Origin of the sequence: Sinomonas notoginsengisoli, from assembly GCF_021554725.1 — a bacterium.
Classification (GTDB): domain Bacteria; phylum Actinomycetota; class Actinomycetes; order Actinomycetales; family Micrococcaceae; genus Sinomonas; species Sinomonas notoginsengisoli.
This window is the reverse complement of the sequence record NZ_JAIZDP010000001.1, coordinates 730,588-744,960: the sequence shown is the minus strand read 5'-3', so window position 1 is coordinate 744,960 and position 14,373 is coordinate 730,588. Positions and strand designations below refer to the sequence as shown.

The following is a 14,373-nucleotide window of genomic DNA, read 5'->3' as shown; positions in this document are numbered from 1 at the left end:
TTATAGTCGAGCAGCCGGCGCCTTCTGCCTCCGAGCCTCGCCCGTGCGCCGGGTGCAGGACGTGCGCGTCCCGACGGGCCCGAGAGCCATGATCCGCTTCGAGAATGTCACGAAGGTCTACGACAGAAAGGCCCGTCCCGCGCTCGACTCCGCAACTCTGGAGATCGAGCGGGGGGAGTTCGCGTTTCTCGTTGGCGCGTCCGGGTCGGGCAAGTCCACGTTCCTCCGCCTCGTCATGAGGGAGGAGCGCGCCACGAGTGGTTCCGTCTTCGTCGCCGGGCAGAATGTCGCGTCCCTGCCAAGCTGGCGGGTTCCCCGCCTGAGGCGCGGGATCGGCGTCGTGTTCCAGGATTTCCGCCTCCTGCCGCAGAAGACCGTCTTCGCCAACGTGGCCTTCGCCATGCAAGTCATTGGGCGCAGCCGCGCGATCATCCGCGACGCCGTCCCGGAGGTGCTCAAGACGGTGGGCCTCGAGGGCAAGGAGCACCGCATGCCGCACGAGCTCTCGGGTGGTGAGCAGCAGCGGGTCGCCATAGCGCGTGCCGTGGTGAACAGGCCCGGCATTCTCCTCGCCGACGAGCCGACCGGCAACCTCGACCCCACAACGAGCCAGGGCATCACGGCGGTGCTCGACCGCATCAACCAGAACGGCACCACCGTGGTCATGGCCACGCACGACACCGACATCGTCAACTCGATGCGCAGACGCGTGATCGAGCTCGTGGACGGGCGTGTGGTGCGGGACGAGGCCAAGGCGCTCTACACCTCGATGATCCCGGCGCTCCAGCAGGGTGAGCGGGCATGAGGGCCGCGTTCATCCTCGGGGAGATCGCGGGGGGACTGCGGCGGAACCTGACCATGGTGGTCTCCGTGGTGCTCGTGACGTTCGTGTCGCTGACCTTCGTGGGCGCCGCGGGGATGCTCCAGCTCCAGATCAACCAGATGAAGGGCTACTGGTACGACCGCGTGCAGGTGGCGATCTTCCTGTGCAACGGCACGTCGAAGGCCCCCGGATGCCTCTCGGGCGCGGTCACCGATGATCAGCGCGCGTCCCTTGAGAACCTCCTGGCCTCGCCTGCCGTGGGCCAGTACGTGGCGGACTACCACTACGAGTCTCAGGAAGAGGCCTACCAGCACTACCGGGAGCAGTTCGCGAACTCGCCGATTGTCGATTCCGTGACGCCGGACCAGCTCCCCGCCTCCTTCCGCGTCAACCTCAAGGATCCGCAGAAGTACCAGATCATCAGCGAGACTTTCTCCTCCCGGCCGGGCGTGCGTCTCGTGAGCGACCAGCGCGAGGTTCTCGAGCGGCTGTTCTCGGTCATGAACGCCGCCTCGCTCGTAGCGATCGTCATCGCCGGAATCATGATCGTCTGCGCGATCCTGCTCATCGCCACGACCATCAGACTCTCAGCCTTCAGCCGCCGACGTGAGACGGGGATCATGCGCCTCGTCGGTGCGTCCAAGCTCATGATCCAGCTCCCCTTCGTCCTGGAGGGGACGATCGCCGCCGTGGTCGGGGCCGCCCTCGCCTCGGGGACGCTGTGGGCCGTGGCGAAGTTCTTCCTTGGCGACGTCCTGACGTCGCAGTACCCAGGGACGGCATTCATCTCGCCATCCCAGACGCTCATGCTCGCGCCCCTGCTCGTCGGTACCGGCGTCGTGCTCGCAGGCGTGTCGTCTATGCTGACCCTTCGTAGGTATCTCAAGGTCTAGGCGGCAAGAGGCGAATTGAGGATCCAGATGTCTGTTCCCGCACGAAGTGCCACGCCCGGGCGACTCCGCGCCGGGTTCCGCCGCGCTGCAGGCTTCTCGACTGCCGTTGCCCTCGCCGTCGGGCTCTCAGTGAGCGGCTCGGCCGCGACCGCGGACAATCTCGACGATCAGAAGGCCCAGCTCGAGAAGCGCGCCGAGGATGTGCGCGAATCGCTCGAGTTCCTCGACGCGCACATCCAGCAGAGTGCCGCGGACCTGGCTACCTACCAGGCCCAGCTCCCCGGAGCGCAACAGGCGCTCCTCGACGCCCAGTCCCGGGTGACGGCCGCGACGAACGAGGTCAACGCCCTCGCGGTCCGCGTGGATGCAGCCCAGCAGAACAAGGCGAAGATCACCGCGCAGCTCGAGTCCGACCGCGGAAAGATGGATAGCACCAAGAAGGTCATCGGGGAGATCGCCAGCGAGTCCTACATGTCCGGGGGAGTGCCCTCGAACCTCAGCCTCATGCTCGGCTCGAGCGACCAAAGCTCGCTGGCCGGTTCGCTCGACCTCGCCGACACGGTCATGGAGAGCCAGAACAGCGCCCTTGAACAGCTCGTCCAACAGAACGCCGCCAACGTGAACTCCCAAGCGCGCCTCGAGGCGGTGGAGGCGGAGATCAAGGACCTCAAGGGCAAGGCGGACGAGGCGCTCAGGAAGGAGCAGGCCGCCCGCGACGACGCCGCGGCGAAGAAGGCCGCCGTGGACAAGCTGGTCGATGACACGAGCCGCCTGAGCAAGGAGCTCGAGGCGCAGAAGCCGGCAATCCAGCAGCAGATCGCGGACGTCAAGGCGCATCAGGACCAGATCGCGGACGAGATCCAGGAGCGTGACCGGAAACTGCGCGAGGCTTGGGAGGCCGAACAGCGGCGCATCGCTGCCGAGCGGGCAGAAGAGGCCCGTCAGGCGGCGATCCGGGCGGCCGAGGCCCAAGCCGCGGCGGAGGCGGCTGCGCGGGAGGCCGAGGCCCGGGCCGCGGCGGAGGCGGCAGCGCGGGCGGGGGAGGCCCGGGCCGCGGCGGAGGCGGCAGCGCGGGCGGGGGAGGCCCGGGCCGCGGCGGAGGCGGCTGCGCGGGCTGCCGCCAGCAAGGCAGCGGAGGCGACGCGCCAGGTGCAGCCTGGCGCCGTGACATCGTCGGCGTTCGGGCTCATCCACCCGTTCGACGGCAGCATCCCCATTACCTCGGGCTTCGGCTGGCGGGCGACGCCGGCCGGCACCATCGACTTCTACGGCACCGGCGGCTATATGCACACCGGCATCGACTTCGGTGCAGCGTGCGGGACGCCCGTGCACGCGGCCGCGGCGGGCACCGTGACTGTCGGCGGGTGGACCACAGCCGGTGGCGGCTGGACCGTCATGATCTCCCACGGCGTGGTGAACGGGAATTCACTGACCACGGTCTACTACCACAACTCGAGCGTCCTGGTCTCGCCCGGACAGCATGTGAGCCAAGGGCAGGTCATCGCCTACTCCGGCAGCACCGGCAACTCGACCGGCTGCCACGCGCACTTCGAGACATGGCTCAATGGCAAGCCCGTGGATCCGATGGGCCTCCTGTAGACTGTCATGATCTCTGCGCCGGCGTTGCCCGGCGCAGGCCTGTCCGATCCAAGCCCGAGGAGTGCAGCCGTGCCCAGAGAGAGTGGCCGGAAGGTCGTGGCCACCAACCGCAAGGCTCGGCACGACTACCACATCATCGACACGTGGGAGGCCGGACTCGTGCTCATGGGCACGGAGGTCAAGTCGCTGAGGGAGGGCCACATCTCCCTGGGCGAGGGATTCTGCCACTTCGACCGGGGAGAGCTGTGGCTCGAGGCCGTCAACATTCCTGAGTACTCGCAGGGGTCGTGGACCAACCATCCCTCGAAGAGGAAGCGCAAGCTGCTCCTCCACCGGGAGGAGCTGATCAAGATCGAGCACAAGGTCAACGAGTCCGGCCTGACTGTGGTGCCTGTGCAGGTCTACTTCGACAATGGTCGGGCCAAGGTGGAGATCGCTCTCGCGCGCGGCAAGAAGGACTACGACAAGCGCCAGGCCCTGCGTGAGGCACAGGACAAGCGTGAGGCGCTCCGCGAGATGAGGGCGCGCAACCGCCGCTGACGCACGGCAGGCCATTATCCGGCCAGACGGGAGGGCCATGGCACGGCGGAACATCAAGGTCTGGGCGGCGGTCATCGCCGGCCTGCTCGCCCTCGTCGGCACCGTGGCCGCGCTTACGGTCCCACGCTTCCTCGGCCAGACCTCCGCGGCGCCAACACCCGCACCTGCCGAGCCATCCGCGTCGGCCTCGACCACCCCACCGGCCGGTGCGGGTGGTTCCCCAAGCGTTCCCGCGACCGGTTCTGCGACAAGCGGCCCAGCGCCGTCGTCTGTGCCTCCCCCTGCCGCGTCGCCCCCCGCGAGGAGCCGCGCCGCCGCACTCCTCGCTTCCATGAGCCTCGAGCAGCAGGTGGGCCAGGTCATGATGGTCAGCTCCCCGGTGGCGGGCCCGGATGCCGCGACCCTCGGCGCCCTGCGGCGCCTGAAGGTCGGCAACGTCTTCCTCAAGGGGCGCACGACGGCGGGCGCGGCGGCGGTTGCGCGGGTGGTCGCCGCGCTCAAGGGGGAGGCCACCGAGGGCGCGACTAGGGGCGTGGGCCAGTTCATCGCCACGGACCAGGAGGGTGGGCAGGTCCAGATCATGCGCGGACCCGGGTTCTCCGACATGCCCGCCGCACTGGCTCAGGGGACCATGGCCCCAGCAGCCCTCCGCCAGGCCGCCGCGGGGTGGGGGCGCGAGCTCGCCTCCGCCGGGGTCAACGTTAACCTCGCGCCCGTCATGGACACAGTGCCCTCTGCGGGCTTTGCATCGCAGAATGCACCCATCGGTGCCTTCCAGCGTGAGTTCGGGTACATGCCGGAGGCGGTCTCCGCCCACGGGCTGGCGTTCGCACAGGGGATGGCCGATGCCGGCGTCGCCGCGACGCCCAAGCACTTCCCCGGCCTTGGGCGCGTCACGGCCAACACCGACACGGCCTCCGGAGTGGAAGACTCGACGACCGGTCGGCACGATGCCTATGTCGGCCCCTTCGCCGAGGCGGTGCGGGCCGGGGTCACCTGGGTGATGGTCTCAAACGCCCTCTATCCCCAGATCGACCGGGAGAGCTACGCCGTCTTCTCGCCCACCGTGATCGGCGGGATGCTCCGCGGTGACCTCGGCTTCCGCGGCATCATTGTCTCCGACGACGTGTGCGACGCCGTCCAATTCTCCGGCGTCCCGCCCGAGCATCGTGGGGCGGCCTTCCTCGCAGCCGGCGGGACGATGGTGCTGTGCACGAACGCCGAGCTCGCACCACGCATCTGGGCGGGAATCGTGGACCGGGCCACGGGGGATGCCGGCTTCGCCGCCACGGTCTCCGCTGCCGCGTTGGCAGTTCTCGAGGCGAAGGACCAGGCTGGACTCCTGCCGCACTAGGGGCCGGAATATCTTCGACTGGTGGCGCGCTATACTGGCTGTTCCGGTGGGTCGTGAGGCTGCCGGTCGAACCGGGCCCTCGGGCCCGGTTGACAACCGAATACGGGGATGATCGGTTTCGACGGTGTAGGTCGAGACAGGGGAAGCGGGCCGAGGATGCAGAGTCATCTCGTCAACGCTCTCTGCAAACCAATAAGTGCCAACAAAAAGCGCACTGACTTCACCCTCGCTGCCTAAGTAGCGGGAAAGTCCGTCAGCCCGGGAATGCTATCGTCCCGGATCCTGGCGTCATTTAGATAGCCACTGCTGGCAGCTTTCGTCGCTGGAGCTGCTGGGACTTTTAGGCGACTGGGCCCGGGTCAGCCACTGGTGTGCATGATGGCTGGGGCCGAGAAATCCCAACGCACACTGCGCCCGGAGAATACCTGGCAAAACCGCACCGGACGGGGGTTCAATTCCCCCCATCTCCACCATGCAGAACGCCCTCGGTCCTCTCGGACCGGGGGCGTTCTGCATGCCACGGTCACACGGCACGACCCCCGTGTCCTACGCGGCGGCATCGGCGACGTCATGGGAGCTGTGCGGGCGGGGCGTTGGAGGAGCAGGATGGGGCTGTGAGTACCCCGGGAGCAGGCGTGGGAACCGGCGAGGGCACGGAAACGGGAGCACGAGCCCTGCGCCGCGTCCTGCTCGTGGCCGTGACGTCGAGTTGCCTCGTCATCATCGACTCAACGGCCGTCAGCCTGGCCCTTCCCGCAATCCAGCGTGAGTTCGGCGGCGGGCTCCTTCTCCAGCAGTGGGTCGTGGACGGCTACCTCCTCACCCTCGGGTCGCTCCTCCTGGCGGCGGGAGCCCTTGCCGACCGGTACGGCACGGAGCGGGTCCTCGCCGCGGGCGCTCTCGCCTTCACGGTGATGTCCGTGGCCTGCGGGCTCGCACCGAACGGGTGGTTCCTCGTCGCCGCACGCGTGTTGCAGGGCGCGTCGGGGGCCGTGATCACCCCTAGCGCCCTTGCGCTCATCACGGCAGCCGCGGGCGGATCGATGCGTCTGCGCCTGATCGCCCGGTGGACTGCGTGGACCGCTGCCGCCTCGGTGGCGGCCCCATTCATCGGCGGCGCTCTCGTGACCCTCGGCAGCTGGCGGTTCGTGTTCCTGATCAACCTCATCCCCGCGGCGATCCTGGCCCGCCCCCTGCTGCGGCTGGGTCGCGAGGCGGACCGCCCCTCGCGACCGCACGGCCCATTCGACCTCGTGAGTGCTGGCCTGAGCGTCGCTGCGCTCGGCGGCCTCGTGCTGGGGCTCATCTGGCAGGCGGGCCTGGGATGGGCGCACCCGGTGGTGTGGGGGTCACTGGTCGTCGGAGTCTCGGCGGGCTCCGCCTACATGGTGCGGCAACGCCATTCCGACGAGCCGCAGCTCCCGCTCGGACTCTTCCGTGAGCGGGCCTTCGCGGCGGGTAACGCGGCAACCCTCTGGGCCTACGGGGCGCTCGGGTTGGGAGCCTTCCTCGTGGGCCTGTACCTCCAACAGCGCATGGGCCTCACCGCGCTCGCGGCGGGGATCGGCATGCTCCCGGCGACTCTGCCCATGCTGTTCCTCTCGGCCACGGTCGCGAGGCTTTCGGCGCTCAGCGGTCCCCGCCTGCCGATGGCCGTGGGCCCCGCGATCGCGGCAGCGGGATTCGTGTGGCTCGCGCTTGCGGCTCCGCCTCTAACGTACTGGCGGGACGTCTTTGGCCCCATGCTGCTGCTAGGGCTCGGCTTGGCGGTCATGGTCGCACCTCTGACCTCCACTGTTCTCGGCGCTGTGCCGCGCGGATCCGAGGGGGTGGGCTCGGCTGTGAACAACGCGGTGGCCCGCATCGCCTCGCTTGTGGCGATCGCTGCGTCCGGCGCGATCGTCGGGGGAGTGCTCGACGACGCCGGGTTCCGTCGCGGAGCCTCGGCCACCGCAATCCTCCTCGTCGCCGCGGCCGTGACCTCCGCGATCTGGATCCCCACCGTCAGGCCGGCTTCGCCGCGCACGGGCCGGCGCCAGCGGATGGCTCGGAGGGGAACCGGCCAGGACCCGGGGCCAGCGCCGTAACGGACCTCGTGATCTCGGCGCCCGTCAGCTCCCGCCCACGGTACAGCCCGCGTGCTCGCGAGTGCTCTCGACCCACACCGCCTCGGCCACCTCGTCGGGGACGTCGAAGTCACGGGCTGCGCCGTGCTGGCCGACTCGGACTACCAGTGGGCCCCCGAACGGCTTGCGGCGCACCACCGTGACCTCAGTGTCGAGGTGGATGCGCTCATGCGCGAGGTACCTGAGCATCTCGGGGTTCTCGTCGCTGATGCGCGTGATTGTCCCCTCGTGGCCTGGGTCGAGTTCGCTGAGGCGGTGGGCGTCAATTCGTGGGATGTCGCCGGACGCCGAGGGGATGGGGTCGCCGTGGGGATCCCGTTCCGGGTTCCCCAGTCGGGCGGCGAGCCGCTCGACGAACAGGTCGGAGACGGCGTGCTCGAGGCGCTCAGCCTCGACGTGCACCTCGTCCCAGCTGTATCCGAGGTCGTTAACGAGGAATGTCTCGAGGAGCCGGTGCCGGCGGACCATCGTGAGGGCAACACGAAGGCCTTCCTCGGTCAGGTGGACGGCCCCGTACGGGCGGTGGTCCACGAGCCCCATGTCCTTCAGCTTGCGCACCATCTCCGACACGGACGAGTTTGCCACGCCCAGACGCGTGGCCAACTGGGAGGACGTGATCGGGGTGTCCTGCCACTCAGTGAAGGCGTAGATCGTCTTCAGGTAGTCCTCTGTGGAGGAGGAGAGCCGGCTCTTCACACCGTCCACCCTACCGTTCGGCGAAGGGAGCGAAGGTGAGCACGAGAAGCGCCCCGTTGAGCACCACCACGAGCACGGCGCTCGCCCAGGCGGCAACGACGAGCGGGGTCCGCAGGGTGTAATCCCCGACGATGGCCTTCGAGGTGCTGAGGCGGATGAGGGGGATCAGCGCGAACGGGATCCCGAAGCTCAGCACGACCTGGCTCACGACGAGCGACCATGTGGGATCCACGCCGAGCGCAAGAACCACGATGGAGGGCACCAGCGTGAAGGCCCGGCGCGCCGCGATGGGGATGCGCCTCTCGAGGAGCCCCTGCATGATCGTGGCACCCGCATACGAGCCGACGGCGGTCGAGGCCAGACTGCTCGCGAGGAGCCCGACGGCGAACACGACGCCGACCAGCGGGCCGAGGGCGTTCTCGATCGCCGCGTGGGCGCCCTCGATCGTGTCGGTGCCGTCGTTGCCGCCCAGGGTGGACGCAGCCAAGAGCAGCATGCCGATGTTGACGACGCCGGCCACGCCGAGTGCGACGACAACGTCCACCCGGGTGCCGCGCAGGAGTCTGCGGATGGCAGGGTGGCCCGGATGATGCCCGTCCGGGTCTGCACGGTGCCGATCGCGGGAGAGGGCGGAGTGGACGTAGATGGCGTGCGGCATGACCGTCGCTCCGAGCATCGAAGCCGCGAGCAGGACGGAGTCGGAGCCGTCGAACCGCGGCAGGAGTCCGCCCAGTGCGCCTGATGGGCTGGGAGGGCTCACTGCGAGCCCTGCCAGGAATCCGATGGTGATGACGCTCAGGAGCCCCACGATCGCCAGCTCGAAGCGCTGCTGGGTGCGGAAGTCCTGGATGGCCAGGATCCCCATGGACACGACGCCGACGATCACGGCTCCGAGTGGCAAGGGGATCCTGAACAGGAGCTGCAGTGCGAGCGCACCGCCCACAACCTCGGCGAGGTCGGTGGCGAGCGCCACGATCTCGGCCTGTGCCCAGTACAGCCGGCGTGCCCGTGGTCGGAATTGCTGGGCGAGGAGCTCGGGCAGGGTGCGTCCCGTGACGACGCCGAGCTTGGCGGAGAGGTACTGGATGAGCATGGCCATCAAGTTCGCGGCCACGAGCACCCACATCAAGAGGTATCCGTAGCGTGCGCCGGCGGTGAGGTTGGCAGCGACATTGCCTGGGTCGACGTACGCCACAGAGGCGACGAAGGCGGGGCCCAGTATGCCGATGCGCAGCGCCCAGCGCGAGCGGGCGGAGGTGGCCGCTTCACCGGACGTGGTCATCCTGTCCACCCTGGAAGCCTCTCGGACGCGGGCCGCCCGGCAGTTAGACAGACCAGACAGCACTTTTTCGGTGTGCCTAAATTGTAGGCCACATCGACGAGTTGCAGACGGAGGTGCAGGTCAGGGCCGTGCTTGCGTGGCACGCCACGCCTGGGTGATATAGGGCAGGGCTAGCGGTTCGTGGGGACTATGGCCCAGATGCCCGAACAGGTACCACGCGAGATTGTCCTCGACCTTCTGCCGGCGCTTCTGGGACGCCCGGAGGTAGTAGCTGCGGGATTTCGCGAGCTCGATGATGCCCTCTGGGGTGACCGCGTCCTCCCACCGCACCTCGTGGCTCTCCCAACCTGTCAGCTCGGGCCCGGAGGGCGGGTGGTAGTCGGGCTTGTGCACGTCCCCGGCGTGCATGATCCGGGACAGCCGGTGAACCCACGGAACACCTGTGTCGAGCTGGTTCCACACGAGGCCCACCCGCCCATCCGGCCGCAGGAGGCGCGAGGCCTCCCGGCTGGCGGACTCTGTGTCGAACCAGTGCCAGGCCTGGGCGGCGACCACCACATCGGCAAAGGAATCCGGCAGGCCCGTGTGCTCGGCCGGTGCCTCGACGCAGGCCACGGACGGCATGCGGCGGGCCAGCTGTGCGAGCATGTCCCCGGACGGGTCGACCGCAGTGACCTCGAGTCCTGCCCCGAGAAGGAGTTCGGTGAACTTCCCCGTCCCGGCCCCGAGGTCGACCGCGGTGCGTGCCCCCAAAGGTGCGATCCAGGAGAGGATCTCGCGGGGGTAGCCCGGGCGGACCTTCTCATAGTGCTCACCGCCGGCCGCGAAGGCCGCGGCGAGCTCCCGCCGTCGTGCGTCGTCGAACTTCGGCCCGCCGCGTGCCATGGTTCCCTTTCTGCCCGGTCCGCCTGCCTACTCTACGGCGCAGCCGGGGGACGGACGACGGCGCTCACCCACCGAGGAGGCATGGCGCACCGCCGGCCGGGCGAATGGTGACCAGCACCCTCGGCCCGCACGGGTCAGGACTGGAGCAGGTCCTCGTGGTCCGGGTTGAGCCTTGCCAGCACCTCGGAGTGGAGGATCCCGTTGGTCGCGAGCGCATTTCCTCCCCAAGGACCGTCGGAGCCGTCGAGGGAGGTGAACCTCCCCCCGGCCTCCGTGACGATCGGAACGAGAGCGGCCATGTCATAGAGCGCCAGGTCGGGCTCGGTCGCAATGTCCACCGCACCCTCAGCCACCAGGCAATAGGACCAGAAGTCACCGTAGGCCCGCGTGCGCCATACCTCATCCGTGAGGCCGAGGAAGTCGTCCAGGCCCCCGCGCTCCTTCCAGCCCGAGAGGGACGAGTACGAGAGGGATGCGTCGGCCAGGGTGGACACGTTCGAGACCCTGAGGCGTGTGGCGGAGGCGAGCGACCGGCCCGTGTACGCGCCGACCCCCTTCGCGGCCCACCAGCGACGGCCGAGGGCGGGGGCGCTGACCACTCCGACCACCATCTCGTCGCCGTCCGCGAGGGCGATGAGCGTGGCCCACACCGGAACGCCGCGCACAAAGTTCTTGGTGCCGTCGATCGGGTCGATGATCCAGCGACGCGAGCCGTGTCCGCTCGTGCCGAACTCCTCACCAATCACTGCATCGCGCGGACGCGACCGTGAAAGCTGCCCACGGATGGCCTCCTCCGTGGCGCGGTCGGCATCAGTGACGGGGGTGAGGTCCGGTTTGGTCTCGACCTTGAGGTCGAGGGCCTTGAACCTCTCCATGGTCTGGGCGTCGACCGAGTCGGCCAGCACGTGGGCGAGGCGGAGGTCGTCGGTGTACGTCTCGGGCGCAGAGATCATGGCCTTCACGTTATCGCGGCGAGGATGAGAAACGAGTGAGGCATGGCCGCCCCTCAGGAGCCCAGTTCCTTGGACTCCTGCACTTCCTCGCGCGGGTCGGCGCCGAGGAGGCGGCGGAGCGACGCGAGGCGGGCGGGGCCGGCGTCGCCCGCGTTCCCCCCGGCCACCCACCCGTCGAGGCCGCAGCCCACCGCCCCCGCGTCATGCCTGCAGCCGCGAGCGCAGCCCTCGATGCCCTGTTGGAGGTCGGGGAACGCGTGCAGGATCCGATCCGGATCCACGTGGGCCAGGCCGAACGAGCGTATGCCCGGGGTGTCGATGATCCAGCTCCCAGGCCGGGCATCGGCGAGCCGCAGCGCGAGTGCCGAGGAGGAGGTGTGCCGGCCGCGGCCCGTGACCGCGTTGACGCCGCCCGTGGCCCGATCAGCCCCGGTCAGCGCGTTGACCATGGTCGACTTGCCGACGCCCGAGTGGCCCAGCAGGACGGTGATGTGTCCATCGAGGCGCCCCCGGAGCTCGGCGACTGCCTCGTCGTCGAGCTTCGCCGACGAGCCGTCAGCGCCGCGCGCATCGATTCCCGCACCGAGCGCATCCTCGGCAGTCCTGCTCACCACCACGACCAGCGGCAGGAGCTCGTAGTTTGCCAGGAGCGGGGCCGGGTCGCGGAGGTCTGCCTTGGTGACGAGCAGGAGAGGCTCGATCCCCGCGTCGTACGCGGCCACGAGGGCACGGTCGATGAACCCAGTTCGCGGCTCGGGGTTCGCGGCAGCGACCACGATGACAAGCTGGTCCGCGTTCGCGACGACGACCCGCTCGATCGGGTCCGTGTCGTCGGCACTTCGGCTCAGCACAGTCCTGCGCTCCTCGACCCGCACTAGCCGGGCGAGCGTGTCGGGGCGCCCGCTCACGTCTCCGACGAGGCCCACCACGTCGCCGGGCACTACCGGGGTGCGGCGCAGCTCACGGGCTCTCGCGGCGATCACGATCCGCTCCTCAGGGGTGTCCTCGGCGACGATGGCCGTGTACCGCCCCCGGTCAACGGTGACAATGCGGCCCAGGACAGCGTCCTCGTGGCCCGGCCGGTCCTTGGTGCGCGGCCGGGTGCCCCGCTTGTTGGGGCGGATGCGGACGTCGCTCTCGTCCCACTCGCGCCGCGCCATGCTAGGCGTCGGCCCCCACGCCCTGAATAGCGCCCCGCGCCGGGGAGGCACCGAGCATGCGTGCCCACATCTGCGGGAACTCGGGCATGGTCTTGGACGTGGTCGCGATGTCCTCGACCTCCACGCCGGGCACGGCGAGGCCAAGGATTGCCCCAGCGGTAGCCATGCGGTGGTCCGCGTAGGAGCGCACGATGCCGCCGTGTAGCCTCGCGGGCCGGATCACGACCCCGTCGGGGGTCTCCTCGGCGTCCCCGCCGAGGCCTGTGATCTCATGCACGAGTGCCGCGAGCCGGTCGGTCTCGTGTCCTCGCAGGTGGGCGATCCCCGAGAGGCGCGAGGGGGAATCGGCGAGGGCGCACAGCGCCGCGACCGTCGGCGCGAGCTCGCTGGTGTCCGCGAGGTCCGCCCCCCTGATGCGCTCCCCGCCGCGGACGGTGAGCGTTCCGCCGTCGAGCGTCACGGTGGCGCCCAGCTGCGGCAGGATCTGCCGCCATGCGTCGCCCACCTGGGTGGTGTTCTCAGGCCAGTTGGGGACCCGGACGGTGCCCCGGGTCGCAAGTGCGGCGGCGAGGAAGGGGCCCGCATTGGAGAGGTCCTGTTCGATCCGCACATCGAAGGCCCGGATCGGTCCCGGCCTGACGATCCAGTGGTTGGGGACGGAGTCGTCCACCTCGACCCCGACGCCTCGCAGTGCCGCGACCGTCATCGCGATGTGGTCGAGGCTCGGCACGGCCCTGCCGGCATGCTCGAGGTGCAGGCCCTCGGTGAAGCGCGCACCGGCCAGGAGGAGGGCGGAGACGAACTGGCTCGAGCCGCTGGCGTCCATGACAACGTGGCCGCCGCGGACCTCTCCGGCGCCGTGGACCGTGAAGGGCAGCGACGCGGGCCGCACGTTCTCCGAGCCAGAACTGCCCGCGGGGGCCGAGAGGCTCACGCCAAGTGCGGCCAATGCGTCGATCACCGGGCCCATGGGGCGCATGCGGGCGTGGGGATCGCCGTCGAATGCGATCTCTCCGCGGGTGAGTGCAGCGACGGGCGGCACGAACCGCATGACGGTGCCCGCAAGGCCGCAGTCGACGGCCGCGTGGCCAAGGCTGTGCCTTGCGGCGGTGCCCGCCGCGGGGAGGGGGGAGACCTCCAGATCCGGCCCGTACTCGCCGTCGCCCGCAACCTCCCTTACGCCTGCACCAAGGGCTTGGAGCGCGGCCACCATGAGTGCCGAGTCTCTCGAGTGAAGTGGCGCGCGCAGGCGCGACGGGCCGTCGGCCAGCGCGGCGAGAACCAGATAGCGGTTGGTGAGCGATTTGGAGCCTGGAACGGTGACCGTCGCGTCCACCGGATGGTCCGCGAACGGCGCGGGCCAGAGGTCCGTCACGCGAAGATGCCCGAGGCGGTGTCCGCAGTCTCCTTGGCCGCCGAGCGCACGGTCCGCTCGGCGCGGCGCGCCGCCTTCCGCAGGGCCTTGCCCGTGCCCTTCTGGGCGCTCGCGATGCTCTTCTCGGCACTCGCCAGCTGCCGGCGGCTGGCCTTCGCCGTGCCCGAGGCCAGGTTCTGTGCGCGCCACGCAATGGACGGGCGTCCAGCCGTATCGACGCTCGCGAGCAGGACACCGCCCAGGAGCGAGAGGTTCTTGAGCAGGCCGGACCGGCGCGCCTCACGCCCTACGGGGGTGCTGATATCCGCGCTACGCCACTCGACGAACGCATTGAGCGCGCTGGTGAGCGCGAGTACCGAAGCGGACAGGCGGGGGGCCTTGCCGAGAGCAAAGAGCAGACCGGCGCCGAGCTGGCTGGCTCCCACCGCGCGGGCGAGGAGCTTCTCGTCGACCTGAACGGGGAGGGCATCGGCTGCCCGGCGCAGCACCGGGGAGAGATGCTCCGCCGTGTCATCCGCATTCTTCAGCTTCCCCACACCGGCGACGATGAACGACGAGCCAAGGAGTGGTCGGGCGAGGATTCGGACTGCGGACATCAGGCCTCCTGAGGATGGGTTCGGGCGTGTTCCGACGGCACCCAGTCTCGCACCTTTGGGGAATATTTTCCTTCCCCCGGCGCGTTGTGGC

Annotated in this window: 13 protein-coding genes and 1 other RNA gene; 7 read left to right on the top strand and 7 right to left on the bottom strand. The window is 69.5% G+C overall.

Features of this window, described 5'->3' with window-relative positions:
• Positions 1-88: 88 nt before the first annotated feature.
• The 7 genes from ftsE to LF262_RS03365 all read left to right on the top strand — a co-directional run bounded on the left by ftsE (position 89) and on the right by LF262_RS03365 (position 7,296).
• Positions 89-805: a cell division ATP-binding protein FtsE gene (gene ftsE, locus LF262_RS03395; RefSeq protein WP_235779291.1), complete on the top strand. Its 717-nt coding sequence runs from the start codon at positions 89-91 to the stop codon at positions 803-805.
• Positions 802-1,716 (top strand): permease-like cell division protein FtsX, encoded by a 915-nt coding sequence (gene ftsX / locus LF262_RS03390; RefSeq protein WP_235778838.1) that lies wholly within the window; start codon positions 802-804, stop codon positions 1,714-1,716. The genes ftsE and ftsX overlap by 4 nt, the downstream gene beginning before the upstream one ends.
• Before the next feature lie 27 nt (positions 1,717-1,743).
• Entirely contained in the window at positions 1,744-3,315 is a 1,572-nt protein-coding gene (locus tag LF262_RS03385; protein WP_235778837.1) for a M23 family metallopeptidase, read from the top strand.
• Between the two features lie 69 nt (positions 3,316-3,384).
• The gene (gene smpB / locus LF262_RS03380) at positions 3,385-3,855 is read left to right on the top strand and encodes an SsrA-binding protein SmpB (RefSeq protein ID WP_235778836.1); all 471 of its coding nucleotides are present in this window, start codon (positions 3,385-3,387) and stop codon (positions 3,853-3,855) included.
• A 37-nt stretch (positions 3,856-3,892) separates the two neighbouring features.
• Positions 3,893-5,209, top strand: a complete 1,317-nt coding sequence (locus LF262_RS03375; RefSeq protein WP_235778835.1) for a glycoside hydrolase family 3 N-terminal domain-containing protein — start codon at positions 3,893-3,895, stop codon at positions 5,207-5,209.
• Between the two features lie 104 nt (positions 5,210-5,313).
• Positions 5,314-5,682: a transfer-messenger RNA gene (gene ssrA / locus LF262_RS03370) on the top strand.
• Positions 5,683-5,823: 141 nt separating this feature from the next.
• Positions 5,824-7,296 carry an MFS transporter gene (locus LF262_RS03365; RefSeq protein WP_235778834.1) on the top strand — a complete coding sequence of 491 codons (1,473 nt, stop codon included), beginning with the start codon at positions 5,824-5,826 and terminating at the stop codon, positions 7,294-7,296.
• A 24-nt stretch (positions 7,297-7,320) separates the two neighbouring features.
• Here LF262_RS03365 and LF262_RS03360 read toward each other — a convergent pair whose 3' ends face one another.
• From LF262_RS03360 to LF262_RS03330, 7 genes are all read right to left on the bottom strand, one after another.
• Positions 7,321-8,031: a metal-dependent transcriptional regulator gene (locus tag LF262_RS03360; RefSeq protein WP_235778833.1), complete on the bottom strand. Its 711-nt coding sequence runs from the start codon at positions 8,029-8,031 to the stop codon at positions 7,321-7,323.
• 10 nt (positions 8,032-8,041) lie between these two features.
• Positions 8,042-9,322 carry an Nramp family divalent metal transporter gene (locus tag LF262_RS03355; protein ID WP_308190486.1) on the bottom strand — a complete coding sequence of 427 codons (1,281 nt, stop codon included), beginning with the start codon at positions 9,320-9,322 and terminating at the stop codon, positions 8,042-8,044.
• Between the two features lie 111 nt (positions 9,323-9,433).
• Positions 9,434-10,198: a class I SAM-dependent methyltransferase gene (locus LF262_RS03350; protein WP_235778832.1), complete on the bottom strand. Its 765-nt coding sequence runs from the start codon at positions 10,196-10,198 to the stop codon at positions 9,434-9,436.
• A 134-nt stretch (positions 10,199-10,332) separates the two neighbouring features.
• Positions 10,333-11,151 (bottom strand): histidinol-phosphatase, encoded by an 819-nt coding sequence (hisN, locus tag LF262_RS03345; protein ID WP_235778831.1) that lies wholly within the window; start codon positions 11,149-11,151, stop codon positions 10,333-10,335.
• Between the two features lie 53 nt (positions 11,152-11,204).
• Positions 11,205-12,311 carry a ribosome small subunit-dependent GTPase A gene (rsgA, locus tag LF262_RS03340; protein WP_235778830.1) on the bottom strand — a complete coding sequence of 369 codons (1,107 nt, stop codon included), beginning with the start codon at positions 12,309-12,311 and terminating at the stop codon, positions 11,205-11,207.
• A gap of 1 nt (position 12,312) precedes the next feature.
• Complete coding sequence (gene aroA / locus LF262_RS03335; protein ID WP_235778829.1) at positions 12,313-13,686, bottom strand: 3-phosphoshikimate 1-carboxyvinyltransferase; 1,374 nt, start codon at positions 13,684-13,686, stop codon at positions 12,313-12,315.
• A complete protein-coding gene (locus LF262_RS03330) occupies positions 13,683-14,282 on the bottom strand; it encodes a DoxX family protein (RefSeq protein WP_235778828.1) in 600 nt (199 codons plus the stop codon). Before LF262_RS03330 ends, aroA begins: the two co-directional genes overlap by 4 nt.
• Positions 14,283-14,373 lie beyond the last annotated feature (91 nt).

Excerpts from the sequence above, each read along its gene's own strand:
- ftsE (WP_235779291.1), top strand. The coding sequence starts at position 89 with ATGATCCGCTTCGAGAATGTCACGAAGGTCTACGACAGAAAGGCCCGT.
- ftsX (WP_235778838.1), top strand. The coding sequence starts at position 802 with ATGAGGGCCGCGTTCATCCTCGGGGAGATCGCGGGGGGACTGCGGCGG.
- LF262_RS03385 (WP_235778837.1), top strand. The coding sequence starts at position 1,744 with ATGTCTGTTCCCGCACGAAGTGCCACGCCCGGGCGACTCCGCGCCGGG.
- LF262_RS03375 (WP_235778835.1), top strand. The coding sequence starts at position 3,893 with ATGGCACGGCGGAACATCAAGGTCTGGGCGGCGGTCATCGCCGGCCTG.
- LF262_RS03350 (WP_235778832.1), bottom strand. The coding sequence starts at position 10,198 with ATGGCACGCGGCGGGCCGAAGTTCGACGACGCACGACGGCGGGAGCTC.
- hisN (WP_235778831.1), bottom strand. The coding sequence starts at position 11,151 with ATGATCTCTGCGCCCGAGACGTACACCGACGACCTCCGCCTCGCCCAC.
- rsgA (WP_235778830.1), bottom strand. The coding sequence starts at position 12,311 with ATGGCGCGGCGCGAGTGGGACGAGAGCGACGTCCGCATCCGCCCCAAC.
- LF262_RS03330 (WP_235778828.1), bottom strand. The coding sequence starts at position 14,282 with ATGTCCGCAGTCCGAATCCTCGCCCGACCACTCCTTGGCTCGTCGTTC.